This is a genomic window from Microbacterium sp. LCT-H2, from assembly GCF_001866135.1.
Lineage (GTDB): Bacteria > Actinomycetota > Actinomycetes > Actinomycetales > Microbacteriaceae > Microbacterium.
In genome coordinates, this window is the sequence record NZ_MODW01000002.1 from 583218 (window position 1) to 596246 (window position 13029).

A 13029-nucleotide genomic window follows, 5' to 3' on the forward strand; every position below is an offset into this window, starting at 1 on the left:
GACGCGCCGCCGCGGTCGCCGTAGCATCGGAGCATGTGGATCCGACAGGCCTTCTTCCGCTGGCTGCTGCCGTCGGCGTTCCTCCTGCCGCTGTGGCTTCTCATCGGCTGGGCCGTCTTCCAGGGCGGCTGGTCGATCCTCTGGGTACTGCTCATCGCGATGCCCTCGGTGTTCGTAGGACAGCTCCTGCTCACGCTGCTGACGCGCTCCCGCCCGTCCGTCCGCGCCGAGCGCGCCGTGTCGTGGTGGGACGTCGCCGGGTTCGGGCTCTGGCACGCGCTCACGATCGCGGTCGGCTTCTTCATCGACGGGGCTTTCGGCTGGCTGCTCGCGGCCGCCATCGTCGTGGGCATCGCTCTGGTCTGGCTGCAGCTGTGGCAGCTCTGGAACGAGGTGCGGGGGAGCGGGTCGCGGATCCGCGAGACCATCTCCTGGTCGACGATGACGCCGCCGCGCGCCGAGCGCCCGCAGACGAGCGTGCATGAGGTCATCGTGGTGCGGGAGACCGACGATCGGCTCTGACCTGACGTTTTGGCTGGGCCTGCCATCCGTGGCAGAATGGTTGTTTGTGCCGTGACCGGCTCTGCCCCAGGGGAGCCCGCGGACGCGTCAGCGCCGTTCGGCACACTCCCATTCTTGTTCCTTCCTAATCCGTGCATCCGACCTGAGGCGAGTGCAGAGAGAGACGATCATGCAGATCCTCGACGCCGTCGACGCGGCTTCGCTCCGTTCCGACATCCCCGAGTTCTTCCCCGGTGACACCGTCAAGGTGCACGTCAACATCACCGAGGGCAACCGCTCCCGTATCCAGGTCTTCCAGGGCGTCGTCATCGGCCGCCAGGGTGACAGCGTCCGCGAGACCTTCACCGTCCGGAAGATCAGCTTCCAGGTGGGTGTCGAGCGTACCTTCCCCGTGCACTCCCCGGTGATCGACCACATCGAGGTCGTCACCCGCGGTGACGTGCGTCGCGCCAAGCTCTACTACCTGCGTGAGCTCCGCGGCAAGAAGGCGAAGATCAAGGAGAAGCGCGTCAACAACTGACGCGAAGCTTCTTCACAGCACCCCGGGACACGATGTCCCGGGGTGCTTTCGTTCCGCCCCCGGTGTGCGAACCTTGTTACTGCCGTGCGCTCGCGGTGCACTCTTCGAGAAGGAACCAGATGACTGACTCTCCGTCCGCACGCCCGACACGACGGCGGCGCGGGTTCCTGGTCTTCCTCCGCGACGTTCTGGTCATCGTGGTCATCGCCGCGCTGGTGTCCTTCGTCATCAAGACGTTCGTCGTGCGCTCGTTCTACATCCCGTCGGCCTCCATGGAGCGGACGCTGCTGATCGACGACCGCATCCTCGTCGACGAGCTGACGCCGCGCTGGACCGGCTACGAGCGCGGCGACATCGTCGTCTTCAAGGACCCGGGGGGCTGGCTCGACCCGATGCCGCAGACCCCGGCACAGCCGCCGCTGGTCCAGGCCGTCGACTGGGTGCTCACTTTCGTGGGCATCTCGGCCACCGACACGCAGGACCATCTCGTCAAGCGGGTGATCGGGGTCGAAGGCGATCACGTGGTGTGCTGCAACGCGTTGGGGCAGATCACCATCAACGGGGCGCCGATCGACGAGTTGAGTTACCTGAATCTCCCCGAGGGCGACACCGCGGCCTCGAACGAGCCGTTCGATGTCGTCGTCCCCGAGGACTCCGTGTGGCTGCTGGGTGACAACCGCGACCGGTCCCGTGACGCGCGCGCACATCAGGAGTTGCCCAGCGGCGGATTCGTCCCCGTGTCGAACATCGTGGGCAAGGCGTTCCTGACGACGTGGCCGCTCGACCGATTCGGACCGATCGACGGCCATCACGAGATCTTCAACGGGGTCCCGGATCCCGAATGACCGTCATCACGCCCCGACTGACCCTGGAGCGGAAGCTCCTGGGGGAGTGCGACCTGATCATCGCCCTCGATGAGGTCGGCCGCGGCGCATTGGCGGGACCGGTGGCCGTCGGGGCAGCCGTGATGGACGCCAAAGGCGCCCGCCGTCGGGTTCCGGAGGGCCTGCGCGACTCGAAGCTGGTCCCCGAGCGTCGGCGCCCCGACGTCGCCGCCCGGGCGGCCTCCTGGGTGCAGGCCTCGGCCGTCGGCTGGGCGACCGCGGCGGAGATCGACGAGGTCGGGATCATGCGGGCCCTGGGCCTTGCCGCCTCGCGGGCCGTGGAGGCGGTCGTCGCGCAGGGGGCGACGGTCGAGAACACCCTGGTCCTGCTCGACGGCAACCACGACTACGTCTCGCGGGTGCATCCGGTGCCGCTGCGGGTGCGCCCCGTCATCAAGGCCGACCGCGACTGCGCCTCGGTGTCCGCGGCCTCGGTGATCGCGAAGGTCGCGAGAGACGGTCTCATGGCGGAGCTGCACGAGGACCATCGCGACTATCAGTGGGACCGCAACAAGGGGTACGCGAGTCCCGAGCACCGGGAGGCGATCCGCTCGTTCGGCCTCTCGCCGTTCCACCGGTCCTCCTGGGCGATCGCCGACGCACCGACGCTCTTCTGAGCGGTCGCGGCCGGGATGCCGCGCCCAGCGTCCGGCGACCATAGGATGGACTCATCATGGATGAGGAAGCCTTCGACGACTACGACCGCGAGCTCGAGCTCGCGCTGTTCCGCGAGTACCGCGACGTCGTCTCTCAGTTCCAGTACGTCGTGGAGACCGAGCGTCGCTTCTACCTGGCCAACGAGGTCAACGTCGTGCGACGGGACACCGAGCACGACTTCTACTTCGAAATCTCCATGAGCGACGTGTGGGTGTGGGACATCTACCGGGCCGACCGCTTCGTCAAGGCCGTCCGGGTGCTCACGTTCAAGGACGTGAACGTCGAGGAGCTGCAGCGCCGCGAGTTCGAACTGCCGCAGGAGCTCTCCCTCGACGGAGAGTGACGCGGCACGCTGTTCCTGCACAGCGGCGGCATTTTTCGTCGTTTCCACAACCTCTGAACTGTTCGCGTGGGACCACGACGGTGACGGAGTGCTGACGTCCATCCTGTCGGGATGGCAGCGAAAGACGACCTCGGGCGAGCCGGGGAGCAGCAGGCAGCGGATTATCTGACGAAGCGCGGGTATCGGATCGTCGACCGCAACTGGCGGTGTCCCCAGGGGGAGCTGGACATCGTCGCGATCATCGGCCCCCATGTCGCGGTGGTCGAGGTCAAGACGCGGCGGTCAGCGGCGTTCGGGCACCCGTTCGATGCAATCGACGACCGCAAGCGGCGCCGGCTGTGGCGACTCGCCTATGCCTGGCGTGCGGCACACCCCGAGCTGGCGCGCGGACGGACCCTCCGGGTGGAAGCGGTCGGCATCATCGGCGCGTCCTCGGCGACGGCCTCGATCGAGCACCTCGAGGACATCGCATGAGAACGGCGCGTACCTGGTCCGTGGCGCTCACCGGGGCCGAGGGGCATGTCGTCGAGGTCGAGGCCGACCTCTCCGCGCAGACGCCGGAGTTCCGGATCATCGGCCTCCCGGACAAGTCCCTCGGCGAGGCCGTGCAACGCGTGCACAACGCCTGCGAGAACTCCGGCCTCCCGCTGCCGCGGCGACGGCTGACCGTCAACCTCTCGCCGGCGAGTCTGCCGAAGCACGGGGCCGCCTTCGACCTGGCGATCGCGGTGGCCTGCCTCGCCGCTGGCGACGCGATCGCCCATCGCGCGGTCCGGCAGACCGTGCATCTGGGAGAACTCGGGCTGGACGGGAGGCTGCGTCCCGTGCCGGGCGTGCTGCCGGCCGTCTTCGCCGCCGCTCGCGCTGGCTTCCACCGCGTGATCGTGCCGCACGGCAATGCGGCCGAGGCGATTCTCGTCGCCGGCGTGGAGGTGCGTGCCGCCGCGTCGCTCGCGGAGGTCGCCGCCTGGCACGGCGCGGACGTCGAGGTGCCCGATGTCGAGCCGGTTCCGGGGCCACAGCCGCCGGAGGAGAAGGCGGACGAGCGCGACCTGAGTGACGTCCTCGGGCAGGAGGAAGCCGTCGAGGCGCTCATCGTCGCTGCCGCCGGTGGCCACAACATGCTCCTGAGCGGTCCGCCGGGAGCAGGGAAGACCATGCTCGCGGGGCGCCTGCCCGGCATCATGCCGCCGCTGACCGAGGAGGAGGCGATCGAGGTGGCCTCGGTCCGCTCCCTCTGCGGCGAGGCCGTGACCGGACTCGACCACCAGCCCCCGCTGGTCGCTCCGCACCACAGCGCCTCGGTGGCGGCGATGGTGGGAGGCGGATCGCGGACGGCACGTCCCGGCGCGGTCGCCCGGGCGCATCGGGGCGTCCTCTTCCTGGACGAGGCGGCGGAGTTCCCGCGGGTGGCCCTGGACGCGCTCCGTCAGCCCCTCGAGACGGGGTTCGTCGATGTGCATCGCTCCGGCTTCGTCGTGCGATTTCCGGCGCGTTTCCAGCTGCTCCTGGCGATGAATCCGTGTCCCTGCGGCAACCGGGGCGTCCGTGATGGCGACTGCATCTGCCCGCCTCAGGCGCTACGACGGTATGCCACGCGGCTCTCCGGACCGTTGCGCGATCGGCTCGACATCGACCTTCCGGTCACCCGCGTCGCGGCTTCGCGCTCGGTGACAGAGGAGCGGTCCGGTGTGACGACGGTCGAGGCCCGGAACCGCGTCGGCACGGCGCGCGCACGGGCGGAGCATCGATGGCGCGGCACGCCGTGGCGTCGGAACGCGGAGATCCCCGGCACTGTGCTCCGGCATGGCGGCTACCGTCTCCCGTCGGACGTGCGGGCCGGGCTCGATCGGGCCTTGGAACGCGGGGCGTTGACACTGCGTGGTTACGACCGCGTCCTCCGGGTGGCATGGACCATGGCTGATCTGGCCGGACGCGACCGCCCCGGCACGGACGAGGTCGGGCGGGCGCTGCTCCTGCGGACGGGGGTGGCACGATGATCGACGGACTCCTCTCCCAAAAGGACGCTCTCGACGCGGCGCGAGGCGTGCGCGGAACAGAGGAGGTGACGGAGGCGCTGGCGCGAGTCGCCTGGTCCGTCATCGCCGACCCCGGGGACGCCGTCGCCGCGACGCTCGTGCGAGAGTTCGGACCGGCCGACGGGCTGCGCTTCGCGCTGGACGGGGCGGGACGGCCGTGGCCGGTGGTCCGGGCCGTGGGGGCACGACGGGCCCTCGACGACGCGCGCGCCCGGTGGCGGCAGCGCGCCGATCCGGCGGCGGTGATCGGCGCCCTCCGTGGCGCGCGGAAGACGGGTGCGAAGCTGCTGCTCCCCGGAGACGCCGACTGGCCGCTGTCTGTCGACGATCTCGATGCGGAGGCGCCGATGGTGCTGTGGGTGCGCGGGCGCAGCGACCTCCTGACGAGCGCTGCGCGCGTTGCGATCGTAGGAGCCAGGGCGGCCACCGCCTACGGGGAACGTGTTGCCGCCGACATTGCCGGAGACCTGGCTGTCGGGGAGACGGCGGTGGTGTCCGGCGGCGCGTACGGCATCGACGGCGCAGCACATCGCGCCGCGTTGACCGTCGGCGGAGGCACGATCGCGGTGCTCGCCGGGGGAGTCGATCGTCCGTACCCCGCCGGTCATCGGAACCTTCTGTCGCGCATCGCCGTCGACGGGGTCGTCGTCAGCGAGGTGCCGTGCGGGACGGCCCCGACGCGCTGGCGCTTCCTCGCGCGCAACCGGCTGATCGCGGCGCTGGGGCAGGCAACCGTCGTCGTCGAGGCGGGATGGCGCAGCGGCTCCCTCAACACGGCGGGGCATGCGGCGACGCTCGGTAGGCCGCTCGGCGCGGTGCCCGGTCCCGTCACCTCCGCCTCGTCGGCCGGCTGTCACCGGCTGCTGCGCGAATACGACGCGGTGTGCGTCACCTCCGCGGCGGAGGTGGCCGAGATGCTCCCGGCCGGCGCGCGGTCGCAACGGGGACACGATGCGACGGACGACGCGCGGGTCGTGCTCCTCCGTGCGCTCAGCACCCGAGCCACTCGCACGGAGGCGGAGCTCGCCCAGCGCGCGGATCTCACCGTCGAGCGGACGAGGGCCCTGCTCGGACTGCTCGACCTCGACGGACTCGCGCGGCGCGACGGGGACGGCTGGCGCGGCGTGGGCGCGGCACGCACGTCGTAGACAGGCTCTCGGCGGGGCGCGTCGCTCTGCAGGCGGGGGAGCGGCAGGCTGGGGATATGGACTTCGCGGTCGCTGTCGAGGCGTTCGCCGACCACCTCGAGAAGGTGCGCCGGCTCTCGTCGGCGACCGTGAAGGCGTACCGCTCCGATCTGCGAGACCTCGGGGCGAGCGTGGGGGGCGGCCCGGTCGACCGGATCGACCTGGAGATGCTGCGCGAATGGCTGTGGCAGGCCACCCAGCGCGGCGACGCCCGTGCGACGCTGGCCCGACGCGCGGCCACGGCGCGAGCGTTCTTCGGGTGGGCGCGCGAGCAGGAACTCATCCCTGTCGACCCCAGCCTGCGGCTCGTGGCGCCGAAGCGCGCGAAGACGCTGCCGACGGTGGCGTCGAAGGACGCGATGTCGGAGCTGTTGGAACGACATCGGCAGGCGGCGGTCTCGGGTGACCCCACCGCCCTTCGGGACCACGCGGTGCTGGAGCTCCTCTACGGAGCCGCGGTCCGCGTGTCCGAGCTCTGCGGCCTCGACATCGACGACCTGGATCTCGATCGGGGGACGGCCCTCGTGCGGGGCAAGGGCGACAAAGAGCGCGTCGTCCCGTTCGGCGCGCCGGCGCGGGATGCGCTCACCGCCTATCTGCGTCGCGCTCGACCGGCTCTGCTCGCGCGGTCCGGCGCCGCTTCGCCCGCCGTCTTCCTCGGCAGTCGCGGGGGACGTGTCGGTCCGCGGACGGTCTACGAGGTGGTCGCCCGTGCGCTCGCGCCCGTCGTCGGCGCCGAGACCGTCGGGCCGCACGCCCTCCGCCACACCGCCGCGACCCACTTGCTGGACGGCGGTGCCGACCTCCGCGCGGTGCAGGAGATCCTCGGTCACGCGAGCCTGGGGACCACGCAGATCTACACGCACGTGTCGGCGGAGCGACTGACGGCGACGTATCGCCTGGCGCACCCCCGGGCCTGAACGCGGAGCCCGCCCGTCGGATCATCCGTCGCAGCAGGGCAGGAGGCGCGCCCGCAGGAGACCGCCGAACAGGAGCATCGGGTTGATGTACTCGCCGTCCCGTCGCACGCCGACGTGCACCGAGTCGGGGGGAGTGTGGCCGCCCATGGCGATCCGGCCGATGTCCTGGCCTCGGTGGACCGCATCCCCCGGGCGCAGGGGCGACTCCACGGGTTCGACCGTGCTCACGAGGCCATCCGCGTGGCGGATCGTGAGCAGCGGACGATCAACGACGACGCCCTGGAACGCGACGACTCCCTCCGCCGGGGCGACGACGGTGCCGCCCGCAGCCGCGGCGACATCCATCCCGCGGTGGCCGGGGCCATAGGCATGCGCCGGCGCACGGTAGGCGACGCTCACGCGGCGCGTCCCGTCGACGGGCCACTGCCACGGAACGTCGGAGACGAACTCCTCGGGCACGAGCGCGGGGCCGTGTGCCGCCGACGCCGCTCGCGCGACGGGAGACGGCGCGAACGGAGCGCCGCCGCACAGCAGGACCACTGCGGCGAGCACGGCGGTGATCGTCACCCGGAAGGCGGGAGCGGAGTGCCGACGAGAGCGAGGCCGAGAAGGAGGGGACGGAGGTGTCATCACGCGAGTGTGCGCCAGGGTGGCGGCGGGGGTGCAGTATCCGCCCGCCGCGCCCCGGTGCCAGGGGAGAAGGTCGAGGATCGCGCGGCTGTGGAGGACGAGCTGGCGCCGCATGATCCTGTATGCTGGACGAGCACCTCGATCTCGGGGTGACTACGCGTGCCCAGAGCGACTCCGTCGTGGCTTCCACTCCCGCAGGTCCCGTTTCCGAACGGGTGGGTGTGAGCCGGGCACCAGGATGTCCGACCGTCCGGTCGGCATGACAACCTCAACGGCGCCCCGCGCCAGAATCAGGAGACGACCATGGCTGTGGTCACCATCCGCCAGCTGCTCGACAGCGGCGTGCACTTCGGACACCAGACCCGTCGGTGGAACCCGAAGGTGAAGCGCTTCATCCTCACGGAGCGCAGTGGCATCCACATCATCGACCTCCAGCAGTCGCTTGGCTACATCGACAAGGCGTACGACTTCGTCAAGGAGACCGTCGCTCACGGCGGCACCATCCTCTTCGTCGGCACGAAGAAGCAGGCGCAGGAGATCCTCGCGGAGCAGGCCACGCGCGTCGGCCAGCCCTACGTGAACCAGCGCTGGCTCGGCGGCCTCCTCACCAACTTCTCCACCATCGCGAAGCGTCTCGCCCGCATGAAGGAGCTCGAGGAGCTCGACTACGAGAACCCGTCCGCCTCCGGCTTCACGAAGAAGGAGCTGCTGCTCAAGAAGCGCGAGCTGGACAAGCTCCACAAGTCGCTCGGTGGTATTCGCAACCTCACCAAGACGCCGTCCGCCCTCTGGGTCGTCGACGCCAAGCGCGAGCACCTCGCCATCGACGAGGCCAAGAAGCTCGGCATCCCGGTGATCGGCATCCTCGACACCAACGCCGACCCGGACGACTTCCAGTACCCGATCCCCGGCAACGACGACGCCATCCGTTCGGTGTCGCTGCTGACGCGCATCATCGCCGACGCCGCCGCCGAGGGCCTGCAGCAGAAGCACAACCCGGAGTCGGGCGACGCGGAGCCGCTGGCCGAGTGGGAGAAGGAGCTTCTCGAGGCTCCCGTGCAGGAGTCCGCTGACGCTGCCGAGGTCGTGACCGCGGACGACGAGGCCGCTGTCGTCGAGACCCCGGCCGCCGACGCCACCGCCGCCGACGAGGCCGGTGCCCAGGCGCACGACGAGGCGATCGCCGCCGCTTCCGGTGAGGAGACCGCCGAGGTCGCCGCCGCCGAGGCCGCAGACGCCAAGTAATCCCTCGTACACCCACACAACGAAGCAAGGAGCCACCACACATGGCCAACTTCACCATCGCCGACCTGAAGGCGCTGCGTGAGCAGCTCGGCACGGGAATGGTCGACACCAAGAAGGCGCTCGAGGAGGCTGACGGCGACGTCGAGAAGGCCACCGAGATCCTGCGTCTGAAGGGTGCGAAGGGCAACGCCAAGCGCGCCGACCGTTCGACCAGCGAGGGCCTCGTCGTCGCTCGCGAGCAGGACGGCGCCGTGACGCTCGTCGAGCTCGCCTGCGAGACCGACTTCGTCGCGAAGAACGAGCGCTTCATCGCGCTGGCCGACAAGGTCGCCGACGCCGTCGCCGCCGTGAAGGCCGACTCGGTCGAGGCCGCCCTCGCCGCTCCGGCGGGCGACAAGACCGTCGAGCAGCTCATCTCGGAAGAGGCCGCCATCATCGGTGAGAAGGTCGAGCTCCGTCGCGTGCGCACCGTCTCCGGTGACAGCGTCGAGGTCTACCTCCACCGCACGAGCAAGGACCTGCCGCCGCAGATCGGTGTCGTCGTCGCCTACACGGGTGACGACGCCGAGACCGCGCGCAGCATCGCCCAGCACATCTCGTTCGCGAACCCGTCGTACCTGTCCCGCGAGGACGTGCCGGCGGATGCGGTCGAGAAGGAGCGCGAGATCGTCACCGAGATCTCCCGCAACGAGGGCAAGCCCGAGGCCGCCCTGCCGAAGATCGTCGAAGGCCGCGTCTCCGCGTTCATCAAGCAGGTCGCCCTGCTGGAGCAGGACTACGCCAAGGACAACAAGCTCTCTGTCGCCCAGGTGGCGAAGGACGCCGGTATCACCGTGACGGACTTCGCGCGCTTCAAGGTCGGCGCGTAGCACTGTCGAAGGGGTTCGGATCGCTCGATCCGAACCCCTTCTTCATGCCCACCAGGCACTATCTTGAATCGGGACGAGAGGACATCCCCCATGACTGAACGCACCGGACGCCGTCGCGTCCTCCTCAAGCTCTCCGGAGAGGCGTTCGGCGCCGGTCAGCTCGGCGTCAACCCCGACGTGGTCAGCCAGATGGCGCGGGAGATCGCCGCCGCGGTCGACCGGGTCGAAGTGGCGGTCGTCGTCGGCGGCGGCAACTTCTTCCGCGGCGCAGAGCTCAGCCAGCGGGGTATGGACCGCGGGCGCGCCGACTACATGGGCATGCTCGGCACCGTGATGAACGCCCTGGCCCTGCAGGACTTCCTCGAGCAGGCGGGTGCCGCGACGCGTGTGCAGTCCGCGATCTCGATGACCCAGGTCGCCGAGCCCTACATCCCGCGTCGGGCGGAGCGGCACATGGAGAAGGGCCGCGTCGTCATCTTCGGCGCCGGCGCAGGCCTGCCGTACTTCTCCACCGACACGGTCGCCGCGCAGCGCGCACTGGAGATCGGCGCGCAGGAGGTCCTCGTGGCCAAGAACGGCGTCGACGCGATCTACACCGCGGACCCGAACAAGCACGCCGACGCGGAGCGCATCGACCGCGTGACCTATCGCGATGCGCTGCAGCAGGGGCTCAAGGTCGTCGACTCGACGGCGTTCAGCCTGTGCATGGACAACAACATGGACATGCGCGTCTTCGGCATGGAGCCGGCGGGCAACGTCACCCGGGCGCTCCTGGGCGAGCCCATCGGCACGCTCGTCACCGCCTGAGCGCCTGCACGGGACGGGAGCCCGCTCCCGATAGAATTTCCAGAACACCCCGACGATAGGAGCCACCGTGATCGCGGACGTCCTCGCTGAAACCACCACCCGCATGTCCCGGGCCGTCGAGGCTGCCAAGGAGGACTTCTCCACGGTGCGCACCGGTCGTGCGAACCCGCAGCTGTTCCAGAAGGTGCTGGTCGACTACTACGGCACGCCGACGCCGCTCGCGCAGCTCGCCTCGCTGGCGAACCAGGAAGCGCGCACGCTCATCATCACGCCGTACGACAAGTCCGCGCTCAAGGCGATCGAGCAGGCCATCCGCGACATGCCGAACCTCGGGGCGAACCCCACGAACGACGGCAACCTCGTGCGCGTCACGATGCCGGAGCTCACGGCGGAGCGCCGCAAGGAGTACGTGAAGCTCGTGAAGTCGAAGGGCGAGGACGCGAAGGTCCACGTCCGCGGCATCCGCCGGAAGGCGAAGGACGAGCTGGACGGCCTGAAGAGCGAGCTCGGCGAGGACGAGATCGCCCGCGGCGAGAAGGAGCTCGACGCGCTGACCCGTCAGCACGTCGATCTCATCGACGACGCGCTCAAGCGCAAAGAGGCCGAACTCCTCGAGGTGTAGCTCGTATGTCCGATGAATCGCGCGGCGCTGAGGAGGGCACTCCGGTGACGCGCCGGGAGGAGCGGCCGGAGGCTGCTCCCGACGGCGGCGTGCCGCTCGGCGACGCCGCCTTCCCGGCGTTCGACGCGGATCGGGTGCCACCGCGGCCACCGCTCCCGGCGCCGCCGGGGGCAGCTCCCGTCACCGCAGACCGCCTCGACACCGCCGACCACAACGCGATCCGCGAGCAGTGGCGTCAGGCGCGCGATGAGTTCGGCACGCATGTCTCTCATGCGCGCGATCAGCTCGATCAGGCGAACGAGCGCATCAAGCAGCGCACCGGTCGCGATCTGATCCTCGCGATCCTCATCGGACTCGCTTTCGGCGCGGCACTGCTTGGTTCGCTGCTGTTCATCAAGGCGCTGTTCGTGCCGTTCGCGTTGGCTGCGGCACTCCTCGGCGTGTACGAGCTCTCCCGCGCCCTGCGAGCGGCCGGACGTCGGGTCGACGTCGTCCCGCAGCTGATCGCCGCGACGTTCCTGGTCCTGTCCGCGTACTTCGCCGAGCCGTGGCTGAGCTGGGTCATGCTGTTCGTCTCCGTGGCCTTCGTCATCGTTTGGCGCCTGCTCGCCCAGATGGTCGCCAAGGATGGCCGAACGTACGGAGATGTGCTCACCGACGCCGTGATCGGCGGGTTCGTCCAGGTGTACGTCCCGTTCCTCGCCGGCGTGGCCCTCATCCTGCTCGAGCAGGAGGGCGGGCAATGGTGGGTGCTCAGCTTCATCGCGATCGCCGTCGCCGCGGACACCGGTGCGTATGCGGCCGGACTCGCCTTCGGGCGGCACCCGATGGCACCGCGGATCAGTCCCAAGAAGACCTGGGAGGGCTTCGCCGGCGCCGTGGTCGCGTCGCTCGTGGCGGGCGTGCTGCTCGCGATCTTCCTGCTCGACCTGCCCTGGTGGGGCGGCGTGATCTTCGGGGCCGCGATCCTGCTGTCCGCGACGCTCGGGGACCTCGGCGAGTCGATGTTGAAGCGCGACCTCGGGATCAAGGACATGAGCTCGTGGCTCCCGGGGCACGGAGGGCTCCTCGACCGGCTGGACAGCATCCTGCCGTCGACGATCCCCGCCCTCTGCCTGTACTTCCTCCTCTCTCCCTGGTTGGTGCTGTGATGAACGACAGTGGTGCTGTGATGGATGACGACCGCCGCGAGGCTACCGTGCAGAACACGGCCAAGCCGGCGTTCGCGCTCACGACCGGGCGCGCGAAGGGGTATCACCGCGCCGCGGTGGACGAGTTCCTCGCGTCGGCGCGACAGGCGTTCGAGAGCGGTGCGGACGACCTCACGGCCGAGGACGTGCGCACCGTCTCCTTCCCGCTCGTCAAGGAGGGCTACATGGTGGCAGACGTCGACGCGGCCCTCGGACGCGTCGAGGATGCCTTCGCCGCGCGCGAGAGGGAGCGCGCCGTGCGCGCCCTCGGAGCGGGCGCATGGGTGGAGCAGGCGAGGGCTGACGCGCAGGTGATCCTGGACCACCTGGCGCGTCCGCGTCGCCACCGGTTCGCCCGCACCGGATTCCTCACCTTCGGCTATCGCGTCGACGAGGTCGATCACGTCACCTCCCGCATCGTCCGCTACCTGCGGGACGGCGATGCGCTGTCGGCCGAGCAGTTGCGGTCCGCCGCGTTCCGCATGCAGCGCGGCGGCTACCGCGAAGAGCAGGTCGACGCGCTCCTGGACGCCACCATCGACGTGATCCTGGCGGTCCGCTGAGCACGTCTGATGGCCTCTTCAGGCAGGTATG

The 13029-nt window shown here is 70.0% G+C and carries 16 protein-coding genes; 15 read left to right on the forward strand and 1 reads right to left on the reverse strand.

The window, feature by feature from the left end; genetic code table 11:
* The first annotated feature begins 33 nt into the window (after positions 1-33).
* The 9 genes from BK819_RS07195 (at position 34) to BK819_RS07235 (ending at position 7072) form a co-directional block, all read left to right on the forward strand.
* Positions 34-522 carry an MFS transporter permease gene (locus tag BK819_RS07195; RefSeq protein WP_071328531.1) on the forward strand — a complete coding sequence of 163 codons (489 nt, stop codon included), beginning with the start codon at positions 34-36 and terminating at the stop codon, positions 520-522.
* Between the two features lie 169 nt (positions 523-691).
* Positions 692-1042 (forward strand): 50S ribosomal protein L19, encoded by a 351-nt coding sequence (rplS, locus tag BK819_RS07200; protein ID WP_025103348.1) that lies wholly within the window; start codon positions 692-694, stop codon positions 1040-1042.
* Positions 1043-1161: 119 nt separating this feature from the next.
* The gene (gene lepB, locus BK819_RS07205) at positions 1162-1887 is read left to right on the forward strand and encodes a signal peptidase I (RefSeq protein ID WP_071328532.1); all 726 of its coding nucleotides are present in this window, start codon (positions 1162-1164) and stop codon (positions 1885-1887) included.
* Positions 1884-2543 carry a ribonuclease HII gene (locus BK819_RS07210; RefSeq protein WP_071328533.1) on the forward strand — a complete coding sequence of 220 codons (660 nt, stop codon included), beginning with the start codon at positions 1884-1886 and terminating at the stop codon, positions 2541-2543. Before lepB ends, BK819_RS07210 begins: the two co-directional genes overlap by 4 nt.
* A gap of 56 nt (positions 2544-2599) precedes the next feature.
* Positions 2600-2926 carry a DUF2469 family protein gene (locus BK819_RS07215; protein WP_017204525.1) on the forward strand — a complete coding sequence of 109 codons (327 nt, stop codon included), beginning with the start codon at positions 2600-2602 and terminating at the stop codon, positions 2924-2926.
* A gap of 111 nt (positions 2927-3037) precedes the next feature.
* Positions 3038-3400 (forward strand): YraN family protein, encoded by a 363-nt coding sequence (locus BK819_RS07220; RefSeq protein ID WP_071328534.1) that lies wholly within the window; start codon positions 3038-3040, stop codon positions 3398-3400.
* Positions 3397-4926, forward strand: coding sequence for a YifB family Mg chelatase-like AAA ATPase (locus tag BK819_RS07225; RefSeq protein ID WP_071328535.1), 1530 nt, complete (start codon positions 3397-3399; stop codon positions 4924-4926). Before BK819_RS07220 ends, BK819_RS07225 begins: the two co-directional genes overlap by 4 nt.
* Positions 4923-6113 (forward strand): DNA-processing protein DprA, encoded by a 1191-nt coding sequence (gene dprA, locus BK819_RS07230; protein ID WP_071328536.1) that lies wholly within the window; start codon positions 4923-4925, stop codon positions 6111-6113. The genes BK819_RS07225 and dprA overlap by 4 nt, the downstream gene beginning before the upstream one ends.
* Positions 6114-6169: 56 nt before the next feature.
* The gene (locus BK819_RS07235; RefSeq protein WP_071328537.1) at positions 6170-7072 is read left to right on the forward strand and encodes a tyrosine-type recombinase/integrase; all 903 of its coding nucleotides are present in this window, start codon (positions 6170-6172) and stop codon (positions 7070-7072) included.
* A gap of 21 nt (positions 7073-7093) precedes the next feature.
* On the opposite strand, the gene BK819_RS07240 is transcribed toward BK819_RS07235, so the two are convergent.
* Positions 7094-7639, reverse strand: coding sequence for a peptidoglycan DD-metalloendopeptidase family protein (locus tag BK819_RS07240; protein WP_071328754.1), 546 nt, complete (start codon positions 7637-7639; stop codon positions 7094-7096).
* Positions 7640-8005: 366 nt separating this feature from the next.
* On the opposite strand from BK819_RS07240, the gene rpsB reads away from it, so the two are divergent.
* The 6 genes from rpsB to BK819_RS07270 all read left to right on the forward strand — a co-directional run bounded on the left by rpsB (position 8006) and on the right by BK819_RS07270 (position 12998).
* Entirely contained in the window at positions 8006-8947 is a 942-nt protein-coding gene (rpsB, locus tag BK819_RS07245) for a 30S ribosomal protein S2 (protein ID WP_025103356.1), read from the forward strand.
* A 41-nt stretch (positions 8948-8988) separates the two neighbouring features.
* Positions 8989-9816 carry a translation elongation factor Ts gene (gene tsf / locus BK819_RS07250; RefSeq protein ID WP_060922803.1) on the forward strand — a complete coding sequence of 276 codons (828 nt, stop codon included), beginning with the start codon at positions 8989-8991 and terminating at the stop codon, positions 9814-9816.
* Positions 9817-9906: 90 nt separating this feature from the next.
* A complete protein-coding gene (gene pyrH, locus BK819_RS07255; RefSeq protein WP_060922802.1) occupies positions 9907-10623 on the forward strand; it encodes a UMP kinase in 717 nt (238 codons plus the stop codon).
* Positions 10624-10690: 67 nt separating this feature from the next.
* Positions 10691-11245, forward strand: coding sequence for a ribosome recycling factor (frr, locus tag BK819_RS07260; protein WP_071328538.1), 555 nt, complete (start codon positions 10691-10693; stop codon positions 11243-11245).
* 5 nt (positions 11246-11250) lie between these two features.
* A complete protein-coding gene (locus BK819_RS07265; RefSeq protein ID WP_071328539.1) occupies positions 11251-12396 on the forward strand; it encodes a phosphatidate cytidylyltransferase in 1146 nt (381 codons plus the stop codon).
* A 20-nt stretch (positions 12397-12416) separates the two neighbouring features.
* Positions 12417-12998: a DivIVA domain-containing protein gene (locus BK819_RS07270; RefSeq protein ID WP_071328540.1), complete on the forward strand. Its 582-nt coding sequence runs from the start codon at positions 12417-12419 to the stop codon at positions 12996-12998.
* The last annotated feature ends 31 nt before the right edge of the window (positions 12999-13029 follow it).